The 23,527-nt window shown below is 71.2% G+C and carries 22 protein-coding genes; 10 read left to right on the forward strand and 12 right to left on the reverse strand.

From position 1 onward, the window contains the following. Positions 1 to 55: 55 nt before the first annotated feature. From mobB to A5481_RS05890, 4 genes are all read left to right on the forward strand, one after another. A complete protein-coding gene (gene mobB, locus A5481_RS05875; RefSeq protein ID WP_082173159.1) occupies positions 56 to 634 on the forward strand; it encodes a molybdopterin-guanine dinucleotide biosynthesis protein B in 579 nt (192 codons plus the stop codon). After that, positions 618 to 1,871: a molybdopterin molybdotransferase MoeA gene (locus A5481_RS05880; protein WP_048434390.1), complete on the forward strand. Its 1,254-nt coding sequence runs from the start codon at positions 618 to 620 to the stop codon at positions 1,869 to 1,871. The genes mobB and A5481_RS05880 overlap by 17 nt, the downstream gene beginning before the upstream one ends. 104 nt (positions 1,872 to 1,975) lie before the next feature. After that, positions 1,976 to 2,764, forward strand: a complete 789-nt coding sequence (locus A5481_RS05885; protein WP_245238866.1) for a transporter substrate-binding domain-containing protein — start codon at positions 1,976 to 1,978, stop codon at positions 2,762 to 2,764. A 159-nt stretch (positions 2,765 to 2,923) separates the two neighbouring features. Continuing rightward, entirely contained in the window at positions 2,924 to 3,142 is a 219-nt protein-coding gene (locus A5481_RS05890) for a hypothetical protein (protein WP_048434388.1), read from the forward strand. A 171-nt stretch (positions 3,143 to 3,313) separates the two neighbouring features. Here the strand turns inward: A5481_RS05890 and A5481_RS05895 are convergent, their stop codons facing one another. The 5 genes from A5481_RS05895 to A5481_RS05915 form a co-directional block, all read right to left on the reverse strand. After that, entirely contained in the window at positions 3,314 to 3,826 is a 513-nt protein-coding gene (locus A5481_RS05895; RefSeq protein ID WP_167350067.1) for a PAS domain-containing protein, read from the reverse strand. A 522-nt stretch (positions 3,827 to 4,348) separates the two neighbouring features. After that, positions 4,349 to 5,134 (reverse strand): pentapeptide repeat-containing protein, encoded by a 786-nt coding sequence (locus tag A5481_RS05900; RefSeq protein ID WP_048434387.1) that lies wholly within the window; start codon positions 5,132 to 5,134, stop codon positions 4,349 to 4,351. 144 nt (positions 5,135 to 5,278) lie between these two features. Next, a complete protein-coding gene (locus A5481_RS05905) occupies positions 5,279 to 8,452 on the reverse strand; it encodes an efflux RND transporter permease subunit (protein WP_048434386.1) in 3,174 nt (1,057 codons plus the stop codon). A gap of 13 nt (positions 8,453 to 8,465) precedes the next feature. Next, complete coding sequence (locus tag A5481_RS05910) at positions 8,466 to 9,668, reverse strand: efflux RND transporter periplasmic adaptor subunit (protein ID WP_048434385.1); 1,203 nt, start codon at positions 9,666 to 9,668, stop codon at positions 8,466 to 8,468. A 280-nt stretch (positions 9,669 to 9,948) separates the two neighbouring features. After that, positions 9,949 to 10,323 carry a hypothetical protein gene (locus A5481_RS05915; protein ID WP_048434384.1) on the reverse strand — a complete coding sequence of 125 codons (375 nt, stop codon included), beginning with the start codon at positions 10,321 to 10,323 and terminating at the stop codon, positions 9,949 to 9,951. A 152-nt stretch (positions 10,324 to 10,475) separates the two neighbouring features. Here A5481_RS05915 and pcaF point away from each other — a divergent pair, with 152 nt between their 5' ends. The 3 genes from pcaF (at position 10,476) to A5481_RS05930 (ending at position 14,114) form a co-directional block, all read left to right on the forward strand. Further along, positions 10,476 to 11,690, forward strand: a complete 1,215-nt coding sequence (gene pcaF, locus A5481_RS05920; protein ID WP_048434383.1) for a 3-oxoadipyl-CoA thiolase — start codon at positions 10,476 to 10,478, stop codon at positions 11,688 to 11,690. A 298-nt stretch (positions 11,691 to 11,988) separates the two neighbouring features. After that, positions 11,989 to 12,948 carry a helix-turn-helix transcriptional regulator gene (locus A5481_RS05925; RefSeq protein ID WP_082173156.1) on the forward strand — a complete coding sequence of 320 codons (960 nt, stop codon included), beginning with the start codon at positions 11,989 to 11,991 and terminating at the stop codon, positions 12,946 to 12,948. A 125-nt stretch (positions 12,949 to 13,073) separates the two neighbouring features. After that, positions 13,074 to 14,114 (forward strand): KpsF/GutQ family sugar-phosphate isomerase, encoded by a 1,041-nt coding sequence (locus tag A5481_RS05930; RefSeq protein ID WP_048434382.1) that lies wholly within the window; start codon positions 13,074 to 13,076, stop codon positions 14,112 to 14,114. A gap of 413 nt (positions 14,115 to 14,527) precedes the next feature. Here the strand turns inward: A5481_RS05930 and A5481_RS05935 are convergent, their stop codons facing one another. From A5481_RS05935 to A5481_RS05955, 5 genes are all read right to left on the reverse strand, one after another. Further along, on the reverse strand, positions 14,528 to 14,941 hold the full coding sequence (locus A5481_RS05935; RefSeq protein WP_048434381.1) for a nuclear transport factor 2 family protein: 414 nt from the start codon (positions 14,939 to 14,941) through the stop codon (positions 14,528 to 14,530). An 86-nt stretch (positions 14,942 to 15,027) separates the two neighbouring features. Beyond that, complete coding sequence (locus A5481_RS05940; protein WP_048434380.1) at positions 15,028 to 15,606, reverse strand: NADPH-dependent FMN reductase; 579 nt, start codon at positions 15,604 to 15,606, stop codon at positions 15,028 to 15,030. 47 nt (positions 15,607 to 15,653) lie between these two features. Beyond that, on the reverse strand, positions 15,654 to 16,979 hold the full coding sequence (locus A5481_RS05945; protein ID WP_048434379.1) for a TRAP transporter large permease: 1,326 nt from the start codon (positions 16,977 to 16,979) through the stop codon (positions 15,654 to 15,656). Next, on the reverse strand, positions 16,976 to 17,578 hold the full coding sequence (locus A5481_RS05950) for a TRAP transporter small permease (protein WP_048434378.1): 603 nt from the start codon (positions 17,576 to 17,578) through the stop codon (positions 16,976 to 16,978). Before A5481_RS05950 ends, A5481_RS05945 begins: the two co-directional genes overlap by 4 nt. Before the next feature lie 39 nt (positions 17,579 to 17,617). Next, a complete protein-coding gene (locus A5481_RS05955) occupies positions 17,618 to 18,427 on the reverse strand; it encodes a glutathione S-transferase family protein (RefSeq protein WP_048434377.1) in 810 nt (269 codons plus the stop codon). Between the two features lie 195 nt (positions 18,428 to 18,622). Between A5481_RS05955 and modA the strand changes: the two genes are divergently transcribed. Continuing rightward, the gene (gene modA / locus A5481_RS05960; protein ID WP_048434376.1) at positions 18,623 to 19,429 is read left to right on the forward strand and encodes a molybdate ABC transporter substrate-binding protein; all 807 of its coding nucleotides are present in this window, start codon (positions 18,623 to 18,625) and stop codon (positions 19,427 to 19,429) included. 46 nt (positions 19,430 to 19,475) lie between these two features. On the opposite strand, the gene A5481_RS05965 is transcribed toward modA, so the two are convergent. After that, the gene (locus A5481_RS05965; RefSeq protein ID WP_048434375.1) at positions 19,476 to 20,477 is read right to left on the reverse strand and encodes a 4-hydroxyproline epimerase; all 1,002 of its coding nucleotides are present in this window, start codon (positions 20,475 to 20,477) and stop codon (positions 19,476 to 19,478) included. Between the two features lie 276 nt (positions 20,478 to 20,753). On the opposite strand from A5481_RS05965, the gene A5481_RS05970 reads away from it, so the two are divergent. Then, positions 20,754 to 21,464 (forward strand): carbonic anhydrase, encoded by a 711-nt coding sequence (locus A5481_RS05970; protein WP_048434393.1) that lies wholly within the window; start codon positions 20,754 to 20,756, stop codon positions 21,462 to 21,464. A 55-nt stretch (positions 21,465 to 21,519) separates the two neighbouring features. Then, positions 21,520 to 21,798 carry a hypothetical protein gene (locus A5481_RS05975; protein ID WP_048434392.1) on the forward strand — a complete coding sequence of 93 codons (279 nt, stop codon included), beginning with the start codon at positions 21,520 to 21,522 and terminating at the stop codon, positions 21,796 to 21,798. A gap of 208 nt (positions 21,799 to 22,006) precedes the next feature. Here the strand turns inward: A5481_RS05975 and A5481_RS05980 are convergent, their stop codons facing one another. After that, positions 22,007 to 23,239: a GGDEF domain-containing protein gene (locus tag A5481_RS05980; RefSeq protein WP_053082388.1), complete on the reverse strand. Its 1,233-nt coding sequence runs from the start codon at positions 23,237 to 23,239 to the stop codon at positions 22,007 to 22,009. Positions 23,240 to 23,527: the final 288 nt, after the last annotated feature.

Raw genomic sequence — 23,527 nt, forward strand, 5'->3', positions numbered from 1 at the left:
GAGGAGTGGGGATGGAGGGCTGGGGATGGGGCCGGCGGGGGCGGGAGGCGCGGGGATGCGGGTGATCGGCCTTGCCGGCTGGTCGGGAGCCGGCAAGACGACCCTGCTCGTGCGGCTGATCCCGGCCCTGCGCGCCCGGGGCCTGCGGGTGGCGACGCTCAAGCACGCCCACCACGCCTTCGACGTCGACCGGCCGGGCAAGGATTCCTTCCGCCACCGCGAGGCCGGGGCGTGCGAGGTGATCGTCTCGTCGAGCCGCCGGGTCGTCCAGATCCGCGAGGTCGAGGAGGAGGCGCGCCTGCCCGCGCTGCTGCGCCGGCTCGGCCCCTGCGACCTCGCGGTGATCGAGGGCTTCAAGCGCGAGGCGCATCCGAAGCTCGAGGTCTACCGCCACGCCAACGGCCGCACGGCCCTCCACCCCGACGATCCCCGCATCGTCGCGGTGGCGAGCGACCATCCCTTCCCGGGGGCCGGCCGGCCGGTCGTCCCCCTCGACGCGGTGGAGGCGATCGCCGATATCGTGCTGGCGCGGTCGGAGCCCCTCGCCGCGGTTCTGGAACGGCTGGACTCCCGGGACGCCGGATCCCAGGAGGCAGGGTCGCAGGAGGCCGGATCCCATGGCGCAGCTGACTGACGACTGCTTCGCCTTCGGCGGTCCCCTGCTCTCCGTCGAGGAGGCGACCGCCCTGATCGCCGAGCGCCTGCCGGTCGTCGCCGGGGCCGAGACGCTGCCCCTCGTCGAGGCCGACGGGCGGATCGCCGCCGCGGACGTGGCTGCCGGCCTCGACCTGCCGCCCTTCGACAATTCCGCCGTCGACGGCTACGCCGTGCGCTTCGCCGACCTCGCGCCCGGCGCGGAGACCCGCCTGCCGGTGCGCGGGCGCCTGCCCGCCGGCGCCGCGCCGGACGCCGCCGCGGTCGCAGGGTTCGCGACGCGGATCTTCACCGGCGCCGCCATGCCGCCGGGGGCCGACACGGTGTTCATGCAGGAGGACGTGCGGCGCGAGGGCGACGCGGTCGTGCTGCCCGCAGGCCTCCGGTGCGGGGCCAATCGCCGGCTCGCCGGCGAGGACGTCGGCCGCGCCAGCCTCGTGATCCCGGCCGGCCGCCGGCTCGCCCCGCCGGACCTCGCGCTCGCCGCCGCCACCGGCCACGCGACGATCGCGGTGCGCCGCCGCCTGCGGGTCGCGGTGTTCTCGACCGGCGACGAGCTGACCGAGCCGGGCGCGCCGTTGCGGCCGGGCGCGATCCACGATTCGAACCGGGTGCTCCTCGTCGCGCTGCTGCGCCGCCTCGGCGCCGAGGTGAGCGACCTCGGCATCCTGCGCGACGACCCCGGCGCCCTGCCGGGGCGGCTGCGGGCGGCCGCCGCCGGCCACGACCTGATCGTCACCTCGGGCGGCGTCTCGACCGGGGAGGAGGACCACGTCAAGGCGGCGGTGGAGGCGGTGGGCCGGCTGGTGTTCTGGCGCCTCGCGATCAAGCCCGGCCGGCCGGTCGCGATGGGCCTCATCGGCGACACCGCCTTCGTCGGCCTGCCGGGCAACCCGGTCGCGGTCTACGTCACGCTGCTGTTCGTGGTCCGCCCGCTCATCGCCCGTCTCGGCGGCGCCCTGCTCGATCCGCCCCCGAGCGAGCCCGCCCGCGCCGCTTTCGCCTACGCCAAGAAGGCCGGCCGGCGGGAATACGTCCGGGTCTCGCTGCGGCGGGGCGCCGACGGGGCGGTGGAGGCGGTGAAGTTCCCCCGCGACGGTGCCGGCGTGCTGTCCTCGCTCACCGGCAGCGACGGGCTCGCCGAGCTGCCGGAGGCGGTGACCCGGGTGGAGGCGGGCGACCGGATCGCGGTGTTCCGCCACCCGCTGCTGTGGTGAGGCGAAAGTCTCACACGCGACCTGTGCCAAGCTCGTCCGAAAGCCTGGACGCCCTCTTCGCGCCTGCCTAGGCTGCCGGCGTGTCGCAGGGGGAGTCGAGGTTCATGGCCGTGTGTTCGTTGATGTCGCGCGTGGTGACGGGCGCGATGCTGGTGCTCGCGGCGACGCAGGCCCGGGCGGCGGAGGAGCCCTCCCGCCTCGACCAGGTCCTCGAGCGCAAGGTCCTGACCGTCTGCACGACCGGCGACTACCGGCCGTTCTCGTACCGCCCCGACGGCGCCAACGACTTCGTCGGCATCGACATCGATCTCGCCCGCTCGCTCGCCAAGTCGCTCGATGCGGAGGCCGTCTTCGTCCAGACCAAGTGGTCGAACCTGCTCGCCGACTTCAAGGCGAAGTGCGACGTCGCGATGAGCGGCATCTCGGTGACGCTGCCGCGGCAGCGCGAGGCCTACTTCAGCGACATGTACCTGGTGAACGGCAAGGCGCCGATCGTCCGCTGCGACGACGTCGCCAAGTACCAGACGACGGACGCCATCAACCAGCCCTCGACCCGCGTCGTCGTCAATCCCGGCGGCACCAACGAGAAGTTCGCCCGCGCCAACCTCGCCAGGGCGCAGATCCAGCTCTTTCCCGACAACCGCGTCATCTGGCAGGAGATCGCCCAGGGCCGCGCCGACGTCATGGTCGCCGAGTCCGTCGAGGTGAAGCTCCAGGAGAAGCTGCATCCGGGCCTCTGCGCGGTGAATCCCGACCGGCCGCTGCAATACGGCGAGATGGGCATCCTGCTCCCGCGCGGCGACGGGGTGTTCAAGGCCTATGTCGACCAGTGGCTGCACCTGGCGAAGGCCTCGGGCGAGTTCGAGCGGGTCGTCGACGCCAACATGAAGTGAGCCGCGATCGGCCGGCGCGTCGGGGCGGAGCAGGAGGCCCGGCCCGCCGCAAGGAAAGGGCAGGTCGGGCCCGCCGCTCGACTGCCGTGAACCTTGGCCATTCTCGCGCGTTGATGCCCGCCGCCCGTGTGCGTGGGCGGTCAACCTGCGACGTGACGGATGACCCTCGATACGATTCTCTCGACCCTCGCCGCCGACATCGCCGCTGCCGAGCGCCGCACCGAGGAATACGGCCTGACCGTGCGGATGGCGCTGATGACGGGCCGGACCGACGAGACCGCCGAACACGCCCTCTACCTGGAGCTGGACCGCCTGGCGCTCCTGCGCGACCGGCAATACGCCCTCCGGGACATGCAGCGCCTCCCGCTCGCCGCCTGACCGCGCCCGCGGCGCCGAGGCGTCCCGGGACCGTCCTCGGCAGTACGGATCATACGGCTTCCGGACGATCCGTTCGGACGCCGCATGACCGGCCCGCGCGGCGAAGCCGCAGGCTTCACACGCCCGAGCGAAGCCGGCCTCCCATCCCGAAGCGATCGACCGGACAGCGGGTCAGTTCATCCGGCTGCGGCGCTCCTTGCGGGCAAGGACGGCGAGACAGCGGCCGAGCTCCAGCAGCAGCATGTCGGTCAGCTTCAGCAGGAAGGGCTGACCGGCCTCGGCGATCGCCTCGCGCACCGACAGGCACTGGTCGGCGGCCCGCTCGAGCGGGTGACAGGCCTGCGGCGCCTCGATCCGCTGATCGTAGGAAACCTCGCTGAGATGCGCGCCCGTGATGTCGAGGAGGATGCCGCGTCCGCGCAGCGGCCGGCCGGTCTCGTCCAGCTCGTAGCGCCCGCGGGCGAGGACCCAGCGCACGTCGCCCTTGGCCGAGCGGACGCGGAACTCGGCGATGAAGGCGGCCCCCTGGGAGGCATTGGCCGTCATGCGCGCGATGACGGCGTCCCGGTCGTCGGGATGGATGCAGGCGGCGAAGTCGGCCAGCGTGCCGCCGCGGGCGCGCTGCTCGGCGCTGGCCCACAGCGTCCCATGGACGTAATCGTCCGACCACAACCGGTCGCTCACGATGTCCCACTCCCACACACCGGTGTCACCGCCCAGATGCACGGGCTCTAGGAGATTTTTCTCTTGATGTTGAAAGGTTGCTGTACGACCCACGAGACCCTCCAAGCCGCCATTTTATCTTATTATATAATCCTATAACGATCGCATGCGGGATTTCAACCACCTCAGATCGTAGCGACGTCTTGTCCATTGCGGATCATCGACTTGATCGACGGAAATCAAGCGAAGGACTAACACCGTCCGGCAATTAACAAATGATAGCACAAACCGGGCGCCGGGGCGTCACAACCTGTAGGGTTGCAATTACGAGAAAGACAACCCAACGGGCATCGGCGCCGGTGTCGTCACCGTCGCCGCAGCACATGTTCCGGAGGGCGCGGCGCCGGGTCGGCCAGCCGCGTCGATGCGAGCGAAAATCGCCGGGACGCTAGGTCTGCCTCCTACGGCCCCGTCCGGCAGGACGCCGGGCAGGGCGGCTCGCACGACGGCCGATCGTCGCCGCCCTCACGCCGGTTTCGCGAATCACCGCGTGATCGCCCGGCCCGCATTCACCCGCGCCGCCCAGTCCCTGGCCCGTGCCTCGCCCTTCAGGTCGACGAGCCGCGCCCCCGCCACGTCGGCGTTCCGGAAATCCGCTCCCGCGACGTCGGCCCCGGTCAGGTTGGCCCCGGACAGGTCGGCGCCCATCAGCACCGCGTCGGTGAGGTCGGCGCCGCGCAGGTCGGCATAGTCGAGCCGGGCACGGCCGAGATCGGCGCCGTGCAGGTTCGCCCCCGTGAGGTTCACCGAGACGAACACCGTCCGCATCAGGCCCATCGACTGGTTCCTGATGTCGGCGCCGCCCTTCAGGCCGGCGAGGGTCGCACCGCTCAGGTTGGCGCCGCGGAAGTCGCCGATCGGGATCGCGCGGGTGAGGTCGGCGCCGCTGAAATTGGCATCGCGGGCGGTGATGCCGAACATCCGTGCCGCCACGAGCCGGGCGCCGGCGAGATCCGCCTTGATGAACCAGGCTTGCTCGAGGTTGGCGCCGCTGAGGTCGGTGCCGCTCAGGCGCGTGCGGTTGAGGCGCGCGGTGCGCAGGTTGGCGCCCCGCAGGTCGAGCCCGGAGAGGTCGAGCCCGGACAGGGCCTTGCCCGACAGGTCGACCGGCCCGCCCCTGGCGATCAGGGCCTCGACGTCGGCGCGGGTCATCTCGGCCTGCGTCATCGCCGGCGAGGTCATGTCGGCGCCCAGCAGCATGTCCTGCTCGGCGGCGGCCGGGCCCGCCGCCAGAATCGCGAGCGCGGCGCAGAGGGTGAGGGCGCGCATCGTGTCACTCCCGTCGGGATGCGGCGCCGATCGGTCGGGCGCCTGACTGTTGCCCGCAATAGAGCACCGCGCGGGCCCGGGAGCGAGGGGCACCAACGGCCAAGGGCACGGGCCGGCTCGTCGCGCCGGCCCGTGCGAAGCCGGTCAGTGGCTATGCGCGTGGTCCCGCGCCGGTTCCGGTGCGTGCACCGCCCCCGGCGCCCCGTCGAGGTTCTCCTCCCGCACGCGCTTCCTCTGGAAGAACCGCATCGCGACGACGAAGAAGACCGGGACCAGGATCACCGCGAGCACGGTCGCCGAGATCATCCCGCCCATCACGCCGGTGCCGATCGCCTGCTGGCTCTTCGAGGCCGCGCCGGTCGCGATGGCGAGCGGCACGACGCCGAAGATGAAGGCGAGCGAGGTCATGACGATCGGCCGGAAGCGCAGGCGCGAGGCCTCGACCGTGGCCGGCACCAGCCTGGTGCCGGGTTTCCAGAGCTCCCGCGCGAACTCGATGATCAGGATCGCGTTCTTGGCCGACAGGCCGATGATCGTGATGAGCCCGATCTTGAAGTACACGTCGTTGGGCATGTCCCGGATGAGCACGCCGGCGACCGAGCCGATCACGCCGAGCGGGATGACCAGCATCACCGCGAGCGGGATCGACCAGCTCTCGTAGAGCGCGGCGAGGCACAGGAACACGATCAGCACCGACAAGGCCAGCAGCAGGGTCGCCTGCGAGCCGGCCTGCTTCTCCTGCAGCGACTGGCCGGTCCAGGCATAGCCGAAGCCCTTCGGCAGCTCCTTCATCAGCCGCTCCATCTCGGCGATCGCCTCGCCCGAGGTGAAGCCGGCCGCCGGCTCGCCGGTGAAGCGGACCGACTGGTAGCCGTTGAAGCCGATGATCTGGGCCGGGCCGACGCTCCACTTCAGGTGCGCGAAGGACGACATCGGCACCATCGTGCCCTGCTGGTTCTTGACGCCGTAATTGAGCAGGTCGGTGGCGTTGAGGCGCTGGTTGTCATCGGCCTGGACGATCACCCGCTGCATCTTGCCCCGGTTGGGGAAGTCGTTGGTGTAGACCGAGCCGAGATTGACCTGGATCGTGTCGTTGATGTCGGAGAAGTTGACGCCCAGCGCCGCCGCCTTCTCGCGGTCGATCACCAGCTCCGCCTGCGGCGCGGGCGGCAGGCCCTCGACGTAGACGTTCTTGAGGATCGGGCTCTTGCGGGCGAGCGCCAGCAGCTGCTCCTGCGCCGCCATCAGGGCCGCATAGCCCTTCTGGGCCCGGTCCTGGAGGCGGAAGCTGAAGCCCGAGGCGTTGCCGAGGTTGTCGATCGGCGGCGGCTCGAGGGCCTGGATCACCGCGTCGCGATAGCTTCCCATCGCCTTGTTGGTGCCGGCGACGAGCGCTGCCGCCGACTGGTCCTTGCCGCGCTCCGACCAGGGCTTCAACGTCACGAAGGCCTGCGAGGTCATCTGGCCTTGCCCCGAGAACGAGAAGCCGTTGACGATCGTCACGGTCGCCACGCCCGGCTGGGCCAGCAGGTGCTCCTCGGTTTTCTTCACCGCCGCCAGCGTGCGGTTGAACGAGGAGCCCGGCGGGGTCTGGATGTCGACGGTGAAGAAGCCCTGGTCCTCGACCGGCAGGAAGCCCTCGGGCAGACGCACGAAGGCGTAGGCCACGCCCGCGACCAGGATCAGGTAGACCACCATCATCCGGCCGGATTTCTTCACCGCCCAGGCGACGCCGCGGCCGTAGCGCGCGGTCTCGCGGTCGACGATGCGGTTGAACCAGCCGAAGAAGCCGCGCTTGGCGTGGTGATGGCCGGGCTCGACGGGTTTGAGCAGCGTGGCGCAGAGCGCCGGGGTGAGCGAGAGCGCCAGGAAGGCCGAGAAGGCGATCGAGGTCACCATCGCGATCGAGAACTGGCGGTAGATGATGCCGACGGAGCCGGGGAAGAACGCCATCGGGATGAACACCGCGACGAGCACCAGCGTGATGCCGATGATCGCGCCGGTGATCTGGCCCATCGCCTTGCGGGTCGCCTCCTTGGGCGACAGGCCCTCCTCGGACATGATCCGCTCGACGTTCTCGACCACCACGATCGCGTCGTCGACCAGGATGCCGATCGCCAGCACCATGCCGAACATGGTGAGCACGTTGATCGAGAACCCGGCGAGCAGCATGATCGTGCAGGTGCCGAGCAGCGCGATCGGCACCACGATCGTCGGGATCAGGGTGTAGCGGATGTTCTGCAGGAACAGGAACATCACGATGAACACCAGCACCACCGCCTCGACGAGGGTGTGAAGCACCTTCTCGATCGAGGCCTCGACGGCCGGGGTGATGTCGTAGGGGATGTCCCACTTCACCGTGTCGGGGAAGAACTGCGACAATTCCACCATCTTGGCACGGATCGCCTTGGCGGTGTCGAGCGCGTTGCCGTCCGGCGCCAGCGTCACCGAGATGCCGGCGGCCGGCCCGCCGTTGAGGCGGGTGGTGAACTTGTAGTCCTCGCCGCCGAGCTCGATCCGGGCGACGTCGCGCAGGCGCACGGTCGAGCCGTCGGGATTGGCCCGCAGGACCACCGCGCCGAACTCCTCGGGCGCCCGCATCTGGCCCTTGACGGTGATCGGATAGTTGACCGCGTTGGTCTCCGGGCTCGGCTGGGCGCCGACGGCGCCCGACGCGATCTGGACGTTCTGGCGGGTGATCGCCTGGGTCACGTCGGCGGCGTTGAGCGACAGGCCGCGCAGCTTGTCGGGGTCGATCCAGACCCGCAGCGACCGCTCGGTCGAGTACAGGGTGGCGCGCCCGACGCCCGGGATGCGACGGATCTCGTTGATGACGTTGCGGATGAGGAAGTCGCCGAGCGCGACCTCGTCCATCGACCCGTCCTTGGAGACGAGGGTGATGATGTTGAGGGTCGCGGCGGACGCCTCCTCGACCAGGATGCCCTGCTGGCGCACCTCGGCCGGCAGACGCGCCTCGACGCGCTTCAGGCGGTTCTGCACCTCGACGCCGGCATAGCCCGGATCGGTGCCCGGCTCGAAATTCGCCGTGATCTCGATCACGCCGAACGAGTCGCTCGCCGATTCGAAGCTCTGGATGTTGGCGGCACCGTTCAGCTCATCCTCGATGAGGCGGGTCGTGCCGGTATAGAGGTCCTCCACCGAGGCGCCCGGGAAGGCGGTGGAGAGGGCGATCGAGGGCGGCGCGATGATCGGGTACTGCGCCACCGGCAGCATCGGGATCGTCAGCACGCCCCCTAAGCAGATGAACAGCGCGACGACCCAGGCGAAGATCGGCCGGTCGATGAAGAAGCTCGCCAAGGCTCGGTCCTCCTCAGCGCTGCTCGGTGGAGGCGGGGGCGGGATGGGATCCCGTCGTGGCCGCCGCCATCGTGGTGGTCTCGAACGGCACCGCCGCGACCTTGGTGCCGGCGACGATCTTCTGGAAGCCCTCGGCGACGACCCGGTCGCCCTCCTTGAGCCCGTCGCGGATCACCCACTGGCCCTCGACCACCGGGCCGACCTCGACCGGCTGCAGCACCACCTTGTCGCCCTCCCCGACGAGCCAGACCTGGGCACGGCCGTCGTTGGAGCGGTGCACCGCCTGCTGCGGCACCGCGATGGCGTCGGAATCGATGCCCTGCTTGATCCGGGCGCGGACATACATGCCGGGGAAGAGCTCGCCGTGCGGGTTCGGTACCACGGCGCGAAGCGTCACCTGGCCGGTGCTCGGATCGGCGGTCACGTCGGAGAACAGCAGCCGGCCCGGCTCGGGATAGAGCGAGCCGTCGTCCATGATGACGCGCACGCTCGCCACGTCGGGGGCGAGGCGGTCGAGCTCGCCGCTGGCGAGATCCCGGCGCAGCTTGTTCAGCTCGCCGACCGACTGGGTGATGTCGACGTAGATCGGATCGAGCTGCTGGACCGTCGCCAGGTTGCTGGCGCCTCCCTGCTCGACGAGGGCGCCTTCGGTCACCAGCGCCCGGCCGATGCGGCCCGAGATCGGCGCCCGCACGTCGGTGTAGCCGAGGTTGAGCTGGGCCCGGTCGCGGGCGGCCTTGGCGCCGGCGACCTCGGCCTCGGCCTGCTTCTGGGCCGCGAAGGCGGCGTCGTACTGCGCCTGGCTGGCGGTCTGGCGCGAGAGCAGGGTCTCCAGGCGCTCGGCCTGCTGGCGGGTCAGCACCAGGGCGGCCTCGGCCTTGGCGAGCGTCGCCTCGGCGCTGGCGAGGTCGGCGCGGAACGGCATCGGGTCGATCTTGTAGAGGACGTCGCCCTCCTTGACCTGGCTGCCCTGCTCGAAGGTGCGCTTGATCACGAGGCCGGCGACGCGCGCCCGCACCTCGGCGATGCGGGTCGGCGCGGCGCGTCCGGGCAGGTCGCGCTCGTAGGGGATCGGCTGGTGCTTCACCGTCACGATCGAGACCTCCGGCGGGGCGGCCGGAGCCGCGGGCGCGGCGGCCTGCTCGGCCGGCTTGCAGGCGGCGAGCCCGAGGAAGAGGGCGGTCGCTCCGAGGAGGAGGCGGCGGCGTTGGGTCACGGGTCGGTCTTTCCTGCGCGGGGAGGGGACGCCGCCGCGGCGCGTCGCGCCGCCGGGCATCCGGCAATGGGTCCGGTGAGACGTCGGTCCGAAGAGGACCGGCCGTCGAGCCTCGACGGTTCACGGGCGGGGCGCGCCGCGAACCGGGCCGTCCTGCGGGATCACGCATCGGTTCCGCTGCCGGCGCGCGCCGTGTCGGCACGGCTCACCGGTCGGCCGGGAGGCTCGCAGGGTTCCGAGGCGGAGATGTGACGGCAGGTCCGCGTCCGGCGGCGGGCCGTCAGGCGCCGCGCTTCGGCGGGCGCTCGGGCAAGGCGGCGCCCTCGCGTGCCAGGGCGCCGAGGCGGCGGGGCGGCAGCAGCGTCGCGGCGCTCGCGGCCGGGCCGTCGCCGGCGCAGGCCTGGGCCAGGCTGGCGGCCCCGCCGTCGTCGGGCCGCGGGTTGTCGACGCCGCCGGCGGTGAGGGTGCAGGTCGGGGCCTTGACCCAGTGGGCGTGCAGGCTCGCCATCGGCGAGGCGCCGTGCGCGGCGCGCAGCACGGGCTCGGTGCGGCCGACCGCGGCATCCGCCGCCGACACCGCCAGGAAGGCGAGGCCGAGGCCGAGAAGGGCGGTCGCGCAGAAACGCGCGAGAGATGTCCAGAGACGACCGGTCACGGAGCGGGACAGTGGGGGTTCCGACCGCACCGCACAAGGAGCCGCGACATTCTGTCAGCCCGGCCGAGGGGCCGTCGCGGCGGCCTCCGGGGGCTTGATCGGAGCCCCGCTCCGCCGTACCGATTTTTCGAAACGAAGCACGGGAGGAGCCCATGAGCGCGGCGCGGGACGTCTACATCTGCGATTACGTGCGCACGCCGATCGGCCGCTACGGCGGTGCGCTGGCCCGTGTGCGGGCGGACGACCTCGCGGCCGTGCCGCTGGCGGAACTGGCCCGGCGCAACCCGGCCCTGAAGGAGGCGGTCGAGGAGGTGTTTCTCGGCTGCGCCAACCAGGCCGGCGAGGACAACCGCAACGTCGCCCGCATGGCGCTCCTGCTCGCCGACTACCCCGAGCGGGTGCCGGGCCTGACCCTGAACCGGCTCTGCGCCTCCGGCCTCGACGCGGTCGGGGCGGCGGCGCGGGCGATCCGGGCCGGCGACATCGACCTCGCGGTGGCCGGCGGCGTCGAGTCGATGACCCGGGCGCCGTTCGTGATGGGCAAGAGCGAGGGCGCGTTCCAGCGCCAGGCCGAGATCCACGACACCACGATCGGCTGGCGCTTCATCAATCCGGTGCTCAAAGCTCAGTACGGCGTCGATTCGATGCCGGAGACCGCCGAGAACGTCGCCGAGGACTACCAGGTCGGCCGCGCCGACCAGGACGCCTTCGCGCTGCGCTCGCAGCAGCGCGCGACCCGGGCGCAAGGAGACGGCACCTTCGCCCGCGAGATCGTCGCGGTCGAGATCCCCGACCGCAAGGGCGGCCACGTCAAGGTCGAGCGCGACGAGCATCCCCGGGCCGACACGACCGCCGAGGGGCTCGCCAAGCTCAAGCCGTTCGTGAAGAAGGACGGCACGGTGACCGCCGGCAATGCGTCGGGCGTCAACGACGGCGCCGCCGCCCTGGTGCTGGCGACCCGGGAGGCGGCCGAGCGCCACGGCCTCACTCCCATCGCCCGGGTGCTCGGCCTCGCTTCGGCGGGCGTCCCTGCCCGCGTCATGGGCATCGGACCGGTTCCCGCCGTGGAGAAGCTGTGCGCCCGGCTCGGCCTCAAGCCGTCCGACTTCGACGCGGTCGAGCTCAACGAGGCCTTCGCCTCGCAGGCGCTCGCCTGCCTGCGCGGCCTCGGCCTGGCCGACGATGCCGACCACGTGAACCCGAACGGCGGCGCCATCGCGCTCGGTCACCCGCTCGGCATGTCGGGCGCGCGCATCGCCGGCAGCGTCGCGCTCCAGCTCGCCCGGACCGGCGGTCGCTTGGGTCTCGCGACGATGTGCGTCGGCGTCGGCCAGGGCGTCGCGCTCGCGGTCGAGCGCGTCGGCTGACCGGACGTCCACGGCGGAGCGCGGCGGCTCGCCCGCCTTCCGCCGCGGGCGCGGCCGGGGCGGATGCGGTCTTCCGGCGCCCCGCCCCGCCGTCCCGCACTGCACCATGGCGGGGCGGGGCGGCATGGGCTAAGTATGACACGGTCTCGCCCTTCCCCGGAACCGCCCGGACGACGCTCCCGCCCCGCGGGATCCGAGCCCGCGGCGCAAGCGATCCCATGAACCGTCACAGCCCTTCCCCCGTCCTCCCGCGGCGCAAGCGACGCCGCTCCGCCCGTCCGTCGCGGTGAGGCCCGCCATGCCCAGCAGAACCGGATCGCGCCCCGGCGCGGACGAGCCCGCGAGCGCCGCCGAGGCCGAGGACAACGCCGCCGGCGACGCGGAATCGGAGTTCCTGACCGTGCTCGGCCAGCGCGTCCGCACCATGCGGGCGGTGCGGGCGATGTCGCGCAAGATGCTGTCGCAGACCTCCGGCCTGTCGGAGCGCTACATCGCCCAGCTCGAGGGCGGGCAGGGCAACGTCTCGATCATCCTGCTGCGCCGGGTGGCGCTGGCCATGGGGGTGCGGCTCGAGGACCTGATCGCCGCGGTCGAGAGCCCGCCGGACTGGCCGGTGGTGCGCGACCTGCTGCAGAAGGCGGGCGCCGACCAGATCGCCGAGGCCAAGCGCGTCCTCTCGGGCTCGGCCGCGCCCGGCGACGCGCCGATGCAGCGCGTGGCGCTGATCGGCCTGCGCGGCGCCGGCAAGTCGACCCTCGGGCGGATCCTCGCCGAGCGGATGGGCTGGACCTTCGTCGAGCTCAACCGCGAGATCGAGCGCGAGAACGGCCTGTCGGTGGCGGAGATCTTCGCGATCTACGGCCAGGAGACCTATCGCCGCCTGGAGCAGGGGGCGTTGCGCCGCCTCGCCGAGCGGCCGGGCCCGATGGTGCTGGCGACCGGCGGCGGCATCGTCGCCGAGCCGGTCACCTTCGACCTGCTGCTCTCGGCCTTCTTCACCGTCTGGCTCAAGGCGCGGCCGGAGGAGCACATCCACCGCGTCCGCGAGCAGGCGGCGAAGGGCATCGCCCCGACGCGGATCCCCGACAGCGACAACGCCCTGCGGGAGATCCGCGGCATCCTGGTCAGCCGCGAGCCTCTCTACGCCCGCGCCCGCGCGGTGATCGACACCGCCGACCACACCGTCGCCGAGACCGCCGCCGAGCTGACCGGCCTCGTCGAGGGCTATCTCGGGGGCGGGGCGCGGCGCGGGGCCTGAGGCTCCCGCGCCACGGCCGGGCCTCCGGCGACGAAAATCGCCCGCGGCCGGAACGCCGCACGTATTCTGGCCGCAAATGAGTCGGCAGGCTCCGGCAACGGATGATGGCGGCGTCGAGGAGCACGATGGAGAGTTCGAACCGGGCCGGGAGCTACGCGGCGGAGGCCGAGGCGGGCGGGCAGGTGGTCGAGGCGGCGCATTTCTCCGCCATCCGCAGCGTCCGCACCGAGGCCGAGGCGCTCATGACCCTCGCCCGCGCCCTCGACCACGAGCTGAAGGCCGGGTTCGGCGCCGCCGTCGCGGCGATCCACGAGATCCCCGGCCGGGTGATCGTGTCGGGCATCGGCAAGAGCGGCCATATCGGCCGCAAGATCGCCTCGACGCTGGCCTCCACCGGCACGCCGGCCTCGTTCATCCACCCGAGCGAGGCCAGCCACGGCGACCTCGGGATGATCACCCAGCAGGACATCGTCATCGCCTTGTCCTGGTCGGGCGAGACGACCGAGCTCGGCGACCTGATCAGCTTCGCGAAGCGCTTCGCCGTGCGGCTGATCGGCATGACCTCGAACCCGGCCAGCACGCTCGGCCAGGCCGCCGACATCCTGCTGCCGCTGCCGCTGGTGAAGGAGGCCTGCCCGCACAACCTCGCGCCGACCTCGTCGAGCGTGATCCAGCTCGCGCTCGGCGACGCGCTGGCGGTGGCGCTCCTGGAGCGCCGCGGCTTCTCGGCCAGCGACTTCAAGGTCTTCCATCCCGGCGGCAAGCTCGCGGCGCGGCTCAAGACCGTGGCGCAGCTGATGCACGCCGGCGAGGAGATGCCGCTGGTGCCCCGGGGCCTGCGGGTCTCGGAGGCGCTGATCGCCGTGATGGGCAAGCGCTTCGGCTGCGCCGGCATCGTCGACGATCACGGCCAGCTCGTCGGCATGATCACCGACGGCGACGTGCGCCGCCACATGAGCGCGGGCGCCGGCCACAGCGACCTCCTCGCCCGCCGGGTCGAGGAGGTGATGACGCCGACCCCGATCACCACCACCCCCGGCACCTTCGCCAGCGCCGCCCTGGAGCTGATGAACCGCAGCCGGATCACCGCCCTGTTCGCGGTGGAGCGCGGGCGCCCGGTCGGCATCCTGCACATCCACGACATTCTTCGGGCGGGGGTGGTCTGACGGCGGGGTTAAACAGCGTCCGATGGCGACGCGGCACAGCACACGACACTGGCATGCAGCGAAAGTTCGGCGCAGCCAAGATTCCTCGCTCGGCCCAACCCGCTTCCGCTTCTCCCCCCTTTCCCGGACGACTGGAACGAAGTGGAAGGAGATCCGGGATCCAGCGCAAAAAGTCGCGAAGCGTCTGTTTGTTTGCAACGGTACAACATTCAGAGCCGCTTCGCGGCGCTTCTTGTGCTGGATCCCGGATCTCCTTCCGCTGACGCTGCAGTCGTCCGGGAAAGGAGGAGAGGCGGAGACGCGACTGTCGTAGACTGTATCGTGTCGCGATCGGATACTGTTTTCGATCTTTGGCTTTGCCGCCATCCTCTCGACGAACCGGCATCCGCTTCGTCGAGGGGACGCTCCAGTTATCACGGCGGCAACCGCGACAGCGTCCTGATTCCCACCCAGCCCCAATAGACCCGGTGATGGGCGATGAGCCCATCGGACACGTCGATCATCTCCATGAGGTCGATCTGGTCGCCCTCGGGCGTCTGGCGCGGGTATTCCCACGCCAGTTGCTGCCCGTTGGAGAAGAAGACGCTCGTGCGGTACCAGCGGCCCAGGCCGTTCTGCGGCGAGCGGAATCCGGTCTCGAAGAAATCCCTGATCGCGGGCTTGCCCATCAGCACCCCGGTACCGCCCTCGGGCAGGGCCGCCCAGACCAGCGGGCTCTCGAAAACGGCATCGTCGGCGTAGAGCGTCATCAATCCTTCGATGTCGCGACGCACGACGGTGTCGTGCCACTGCGCGTGGATGTGGCGGATGGCAGCGTCCAGGCTCATGGTCGATCCTCGCCGGCGCGATCGGTGGCCGGTGCCGGACGTTAGCTCCGCGCCCCCCGCGCATGCTTCGGTGCCGGCCGAACCGTTCAGTACGGCACCCCACCCCGCCGCTTCTCCCGCAGCGCCTCGGCGTACCACGTCATTTCGTCGAGGAACCGCCCCGTCGGGCGCTCCAGCCACGGCTGGAGCGGACGCCCGTCCTCGTCGAGCGCCTTGTGCACCTCGGGAATCGGCAGCAGGGAGGGGATGCTCGGGGTGCCGAGTTCGCCCAGCATCGCGCGCAGCTGCATCGCCGCCCGCACGCCGCCGTAGCGGCCGGCCGAGTAGCAGACGATCGCCGAGGGCCGCCAGAAATACTCCTCCAGGAAGTGGTCGAGGGTGTTCGACAGGGCCGGCGGGATGCTGTGATTGTACTCCGCCGAGACCACCACGAAGCCGTCCGCCCGGCGGTAGAGGGCGGCGAGCCGCTCCAGCGGCTCGGGCGCCTCGCCCTTCGGGTATTCCTTGTACATCCGCTCCAGCAGCGGCAGGGCGAGTTCGGCCGGATCGACCAGCGGCGCCTCGTGGCCGCGGGATTCGAGGGCCTGGACCAGGTAGCGGGCGGCGCGGAGCCCGTTGCGCCCCTGGCGCACCGAACCGAGGATGACCGGGAACACGAGCGACATGGCGGGACTCCGGGAAGCGAAGATTCTTCCCGGAGTCTAACATCACCTCACATCATCCCGAGCATCCGCGGCAGCCACAACGAGATCGCCGGGACGTAGGTCACGATCACCAGGAAGATCAGCATGGTGAGCAGCCACGGCCAGACCGCGATGGTCAGTTCCGTGATGCCCATCCGGGTGATGCCCGACGCGACGTAGAGGTTGAGGCCGACCGGCGGGTGGCACATCCCCACCTCCATGTTGACCACGATCAGGATGCCGAAATGCACCGGGTCGATGCCGAGCTTGGCGGCGATCGGGAACAGGATCGGCGCCATGATCAGTACGATGGAGGAGGGCTCCATCACGTTGCCGGCCAAGAGCAGCAGCAGGTTGACGATCAGCAGGAACACCACCCAGTTGAGGCCGGCCCCGGTGATCCAGCTCGCCATCGCCTGCGGGATCTGCTCGCTCGTCATCAGGAACGAGAACAGCACCGCGTTGGTGATGATGTAGAGCAGCATCGCGCTCATGTTGGCGGAATCGAGCAGCACCCGCGGCACGTCTTTCCAGGTGAGGTCCCGGTAGACGAACAGCGCGATCACGAAGGCGTAGACGGCGCTGACCGCCGCCGCCTCGGTCGGGGTGAAGGCGCCGGTATAGATGCCGCCCAGCACCAGCACGATCAGCGACAGGCCCCAGACCGACTTGCGGAACGCGACCCAGCGCTCGCGCCAGCTGGCCTTCGGCATCCGCGGATAGCCGAACTTGCGCGCCCGGTACCAGGTGGTGAGGCCGAGCAAAGCCGCCAGCATCAGGCCCGGGATCACGCCGGCGACGAACAGCGTCGAGATCGAGGCCGAGGAGACGCGCTGGCCGTCGGGCCCGGTCACCACCGCGCCACTCGTCGCCACCGAGTACATCACCATGACGATCGAGGGCGGGATCAGGATGCCGAGCGCCCCCGAGGTGGTGATGACGCCGGCGCCGAAGCGCTTCGGGAACCCCTGGGCCACCATGGCCGGCAGGATGATCGAGCCGATCGCCACCACGGTGGCCGGGCTCGAGCCCGAGATCGCGGCGAACAGCGCGCAGGCCATCACGCCGGCGAGCCCGAGGCCCCCGTGCCAGTGGCCGATCATCGAGGTGGCGAAGTTGATCATCCGGCGGGCGACGCCGCCATGGGTCAGGAAGTTGCCCGACAGGATGAAGAACGGGATCGCCATGATCTCGAAGTTCTCGATTCCCGTGAACAGCTTGAGCGCCACCGCCTCGATCGGCACGGTGGTCATGGTGAACAGGAAGGTGAGGACCGACAGGCCGAGCGCGATCGAGATCGGCATGCCGGTGAGCATCAGGGCGATGAGCAGCCCGAAGATGATGGCGGCGTTCATCGGGCGGTGCCTCCGGTGCGGGCTTCCTCGGCGGCGAGGTCCTGTGCGGCGTGCGGGCTCTCGACCACGCCCTCGACGTGGCCCGGATCGTGGTGGGGCAGCTCCCCGGTGCGCCAGAAGCTCCAGGCGACCTGGAGGAAGCGGAAGCACATCAGGTAGGAGCCGAGCGGGATCGCCAGGTAGACGACCCAGCTCGGGATCTCGAGGTCGGGCGTGGTCTGGTCGGTGTCGACGAGGCCGTAGACGAAGCGCGCGCCCATCGTGCCGACGATGGCGGTGAACAGGGCGCCGCAGAGGAGCCCGAACAGCACGACCCGGTTGCGCCAGGCCGGCGGCAGCTGGTTCACCGCCACATCGACGCCGACATGGATGCCGGTGCGCACGCCATAAGCCGCGCCGAACTTCGCCATCCAGACGAACATGTAGATGCACAGCTCCTGGGCCCAGGAGAGGTGGATGGCAGCGGTGATCGGGTAGAGCGCGTCGATGCCCGACGCATAGCGGTGGACCACGGCGACGAAGATCAGCAGCGTCGCGCCGGCCATCAGGCTCGCGATCAGGATCTCCTCGAGGCGGTCGAGGATGCGCAGGGGGTGCATGGGGTCTCCCGGAAAGGGCGGGGGTGTCTCGGGCGGGCGTCAGTCGGCAGGGGCCTCGGGCCGACGAGCGCCGTCGGGCCAGGGAAAGCGGATGGTGCGGTCGCGCAGGCCCGCCAGCACCACCTCGACGCCGCCCGACTTCACCATCCATTCGAGGCGATGGTCGCGGTATTCGCGCCGGCGCCCGCCGGTGGTGTAGAGGTCGGCGGCCTCCGCCATCCGGGCCGCCGCGGCGTCGAATTCCCGGAAGGTCTGCGCCACCGAGGGGCGCTCGCGCAGCCGCGCGTGCCAGCGGGCGAGGGGGCTGCCCTCCGCGGGCCCCAGCCCGTAATGGACCGAGCGGTTGACCATCGGGGCCGCCGCGGCGTCGGCCCAGCCGAAGCGCTCGCCGCCGAACCACTCGGCCGCGCCGAGGCGGCCGGCGAGCCAGTCCTGCAGGATGCGCGTCTGCGCCGCGGCCTCCTCGCGCAGGTGGTCGGCCAGCGCCCCCGTGGCGCGGCGAAACCACAGGATCTCGCCGAAGCCCCAGTTCACCGCCTCGTACTGGGTGTCGCAGACGTCCTCGGTCATGCGGGCGAAGGCCCGGGCGGCGGGATCGCGCGGCAGCAGCGGCGGCGCGGGCCAGCGTTCCTCGACGTATTCGAGGATGATGGTCGAATCGAAGATGCGGGCGTCGCCGTCGATCAGCACCGGCACCTCGGTGCGGGGATTGGCCTGCGCGAACGCGCCGTCGCTCCGGCCGGTGCCGAAGGTCTCGGGCAGCTCGGTCGTGAACGCCACGCCCTTCTCGCGCAGGGCGATCTTGACCTTCTGGGCATAGGACGAGAGCGGATGCTCGTAGAGCAGCATGGCGATGGTTCCCCCCGGACGCCGCCTTGTTCGTTTGGGGGGAGTGTTGCACGCGGCGGCGCGTCGCGTGAACCCGACGATGGTTGGTGACGGGGGATCGGGGCTGGCCGGCGCTATGATCCGCCGCATATAACGCGACGGTCGATCTCTCCGGTCGCCACCGGCCGGTCGCCACGAGCGCAAGGACGAAACCTCATGCGACCCACTCGCGCCCTCCGGGCCGCCTGCCTCCTCCTCGCGGGCGCCCTGCTCGCCGCCGGGCACACCGCGACGGACGCCGCCGCGGCGGAGCCGACCACGGTCTTCGCGGCGGCGAGCCTGAAGAACGCCCTCGACGAGGCCGGCAAGGCCTTCACGGCCGAGGGCGGCCTCCCGGTGCGGGCGAGCTACGCCGCCTCCTCGGCCCTCGCGCGCCAGATCGAGCAGGGCGCGCCCGCCGACCTGTTCGCCTCGGCCGACCTCGAATGGATGGACTACCTCGCCGCCCGCCAGCTGATCCGGCCCGGGACCCGGGTGAACCTGCTCGCCAACCGCCTCGTCGTGGTGGCGCCGAAGGACGCCGCGGTGACAGAGGCGGCATTCACGCCGGAGTGGTTCGCCCGGGCGCTCGGCCCCGACGGGCGGCTCGCCACCGGCGAGGTCAGCTCGGTGCCGATCGGCAAGTACGCCAAGGCGGCGTTCGAGACGCTGGGTCTGTGGGCGCAGGTGCAGCCGCGGCTGGCCCAGGCCGACAACGTGCGGGCGGCCCTGGCGCTGGTCTCGCGCGGCGAGGCGCCGCTCGGCGTCGTCTACGAGAGCGACGCGAAGTCGGATCCGGGCGTGAAGGTGGTCGGGGTGTTCCCGGACGGCAGCCACCCGCCGGTGGTCTATCCCTTCGCGGTCACCGCGGAGGCGAAGGGCGAGGGCGGCCAGCGCTTCCTCGCCTACCTCAGGAGCCGGGCCGCCCGCCGCTTCTTCGAGGCGCAAGGGTTCACGGTGCTCGGGCAGGAGGCGTCGCAGTAGCGGGAACGCACGAGCGGGGCGTCGCGGCGGGACGCCCCGCCGGCCCTCACGCCAGCTGGAAGCCGAAGGCGAGGGGATCGCGCTCGTCGACCAGGATGGTGTTGTGCCCGATCACCCGGGCCCAGCCGCCGATGCTCGGGCGGATGGCGGCGCGCCCGCCCACCTCGGCGGCGCTCTCGACCCGGCCGTGGAACAGCGTGCCGATGATGCTCTCGTGCACGAAGTCGTCGCCGACCTCGAGCAGGCCCTTCGCGACCCGCTGCGCCATCCGGGCCGAGGTGCCGGTGCCGCAGGGCGAGCGGTCGATGCCCTTAGCGCCGTAGAACACCGCGTTGCGGGCGTGCGCCTGCGGGTGCTTCGCCCGGTCGGCCCACATCACGTGGCTCAGGCCCTGGATGCGCGGATCCTCCGGGTGGACCGGGGCCACCGCCCGCTGCACCGCCTCGCGCACCCGGGGGCTCAGGGTCAGGATGTCGGCGGAGGTCATGCCGTCGAGGCCGGCCCAGCCTGCCTGCGGCTCGACGATGGCGTAGAAGTTGCCCCCGTAGGAGACGTCGACCGTCAGCGGCCCGAGGCCCGGAACCTCGACCCGGACGTCGGCGGCGTGCAGGTAGCTCGGGATGTTGTAGAGCCGGACCTCGTCGACGAAGCGGCCGTTGCGGCGATACTCGACCTCGACCTTGCCGGCCGGCACCTCGAGGGACAGGCGCCCCTCGACCCGCGGCACCACGAAGCCCTGCTCCAGCGCCACCGTGACGGTGCCGATCGTGCCGTGGCCGCACATCGGCAGGCAACCCGAGACCTCGATGAACAGCACCCCGAGCTCGCAATCCTCCCGCGACGGGGGGTAGAGGATCGAGCCCGACATCGCGTCGTGGCCGCGCGGCTCGAACATCAGGGCCCGGCGCACCCAGTCGTGCTCGGCGACGAAGATCTGCCGCTTCTCGCCCATGCTGACGTTCGGCAGGAGCGGACCGCCGCCGGCGACCACCCGCACCGGGTTGCCGCAGGTATGGGCGTCGACGCAGAGGAAGGTGTGCGGCTGCATGGGCGGTCTCCGGCGGGCTTCGGGCGGGGGAATCGCAAGGAGGATTCGCCCCGTCGTCGCAGAATTCGCCGCCGCGTCATAGCGCGCACGAGGCTCTCCGGCACGGTCACGGTCGAGGCCGGGCTCCTCATCCCCGGCGGCCGCCGGGCCAGATGACGCACAGGCAGAGCCGCGACCCGGGGCAACCGGCCGGCGCCTGCCACGTTCTCCGGATCATGGCGCGGCCCCTCGTTGCGGGCCCGCACGGTTGCGGCCAGCGAAAGGAGGTTGCCGATGATGGACAATATCGTTCAGGGGTTCACCCAGTTCCGCGAGCAGGTGTTCCCGAGCCAGCGCTCGGTCTATCAGCGCCTCGTCCACGACGGCCAGAAGCCGAAGGCGCTGGTGATCTCCTGCGCCGATTCCCGGGTCGTGCCGGAGCTGATCACCCAGGCGGGGCCCGGCGAGCTGTTCGTCACCCGCAACGTCGGCAACATCGTGCCGCCCTTCGCCACCATGATGGGCGGCGTGACCGCGGCGGTCGAGTACGCCGTGATGGCGCTCGGCGTGCGCGACATCGTGGTCTGCGGCCACTCGGATTGCGGCGCGATGAAGGGCCTGCTGACCCCGGGCCTCGCCGAGACGATGCCGAGCGTCGCGGCGTGGCTGCGCCACGGCGAGGCGGCCCGCAAGATCGTCTGCGACGCCTACCCGGACGACATCGACGACAAGCGCCGCCTGCACGCCCTGGCGATGGAGAACGTGCTGGCCCAGCTCAACCACCTGCGCACCCATCCGGCGGTGGCGAGCGCGCTCGCGTCGGGCCAGCTGACCCTGCACGGGTGGCTGTTCGAGATCGAGACCGGCCACCTGCTGGTCTATGACGGCGAGGCCGGCCGCTTCGTGGTCCTGGCCGAGGAGGACGCGCTGCCGGTCGCCGAGGCCTCGGCGGCGCCGCGCCTCGCCGCGGCCGGCCTGGCCGGTCCCGAGGTCCGGGCGGCCGAGTAGGCGGCGTGCAGGCGACGGATTGACAGGCGGGGAGCGGCGGGTGACGACCGCCGGCATGGCCGACTTCCGACCCGACCGCTCCCGCGACGCCGCCTTCGCGTGGATCGCCGCCGCCGCCACCCTGGCGACCATCCTCGTCGCCAATTTCGCACCGGCCCGCGGGCCGGTGCCCCACGCGGTTCCCCCGGCGGCGATCGTGTCGCCCGCCGACGATCCGGGCTGCCGCGAATGGACCGATGCCTGCCGCGTCTGCACCCGCGGCGGCGACGGGGTCCATTGCTCGACCCCGGGCTTCGCCTGCCAGCGCGAGGCGCTGCGCTGCACCGGGCGCTGACCGGCCCGACGGATACGGGGCGACGCGGCCCCTCGCTTGGCCTCAGAGCCTGCTCGGTCTCAGAGCCTGCCTGGTCTCAGAGACTGCCTGGGCGATTTCTTCGTCGATGAAATCTGGATGACCAGGGATATCCTATCCTTCCGCCTCATCCTGAGGGTGAAGGTCGGATATGCCCTGACGTTTTCGGCTTCATGAAAGAAGCTACGGCTCAAACAGGCTCCCAGGCGGATCGCGCGACGACCGAAACCGACGGGATCGCCGCGACGACGCCGTCGCCCTCCGCCAGGACGTAGCCGTTCCGCCCCCGGCGCTTGGCCTGGTAGAGGGCCCGGTCGGCCTGCGCGAACAGCGCCTCCCGGGTGCCGACGGTCCCCGCCTCCTTCAGCGCGATGCCGATGCTGACGGTGACGACGCCGAGCCCGTCCGGGCGGCCCGGATGGGCGATGCCGAGCGCCGCGACCGCCCGCACCAGGGCGGCGGCGAACCGGACCGCCTCCGGCGCCCCTGCATCGCGCAGGACGAATGCGAATTCCTCACCGCCGAAGCGGGCCGCCTGGATGGCGGGCATGGTCCCGGGCTCCGGCACGAAGGTGGTGAACAGCGCCGCCACCCGGCGCAGGCAGGCATCGCCCTCGGGATGCCCGAGCGTGTCGTTGAACGCCTTGAAGTGATCGACGTCGATCATCAGCAGGGCGGCGGGGCGGGCCTCGGCGAACCAGGCCCTGGCGGTCTCGTCGAGGACACGGCGGTTCGGCAGGCCGGTGAGGGCATCGGTGTCCGACAGGTCCTGATAGCGCCGGCGCGCCGCCTCGGCCGCCTCGGAAGCGGAGCGCGCGGCCGACACCCGCAGGTACTCGCGGCAGCGCTGCCGCTCCATCCGGTAGTTGGCGTAGAGGCTGAAGGCGCACCCCGTGCCGTACTGGACGATCAAGGCGGAGCACAGCTGCGGGTCGAGGCCCGGCTTGGTGGCGACGGCCAGGCCGGCACCGAGGAAGACGACGGCGGTGAAGACGAGGGCGTGCCGGAAGCGCAGGGCCAGCAGCAGGTTGCCGTAGACGACGATGAGGATCGATTCGCCGAAGGTGTAGACGCCGAGCGGCGCCGTGGTCAGCCAGAACAGCAGCATCGGCATCGCCACGGCACCGGTGAGGCCGTTCAGGGCGAGCAGCTCGCGGGTCGCCGGCCGAACATGGGTGAACAGCCAGGCCAGCATCACCGAGACCGGGGTGACGACCAGCAGCCGCGCCGCGGCGCTCAACTCGAAGATGTCCGGCATCAGCACAATGCTGGTGAAGTTGTAGATGTTGTAGAACACCATGCCCAGCAGGGTGAGCCGGCGGAGCGTGACGATGCGCTCCGGGCCGGTCTCCGCCTCGTACTGCGCCTCGGTGCGGGCATCGAAGCGCAGCAACCAGTCCAGGCGGCCGGTCGCATCGGGCATTGCGGAACAGCCGGCCGTCAAGGTCGTCCCCTTCTTCGCTTCGTCCAGAGCAAGGTCAGCTATCCCTACGTCATACCCCCTACCCGTTCCTTAAAGGCGACACGGATGATTTTTCCAGACGCGGGCCATTGTCGAACCGGCATCCACTTCGTCGGAACATGGCTTGAAGCATCCTCCGACGAAGCGGATGCCGGCTCGACGAAATAAATTGCAGAATAATCAGAGACCTGGAGCAGCTTCCGGCGGCAGATCCACGGTACACGACAGCGCGACCTTGGCCCGACCATA

Origin of the sequence: Methylobacterium platani (assembly GCF_001653715.1) — a bacterium.
Classification (GTDB): Bacteria; Pseudomonadota; Alphaproteobacteria; order Rhizobiales; family Beijerinckiaceae; genus Methylobacterium; species Methylobacterium platani.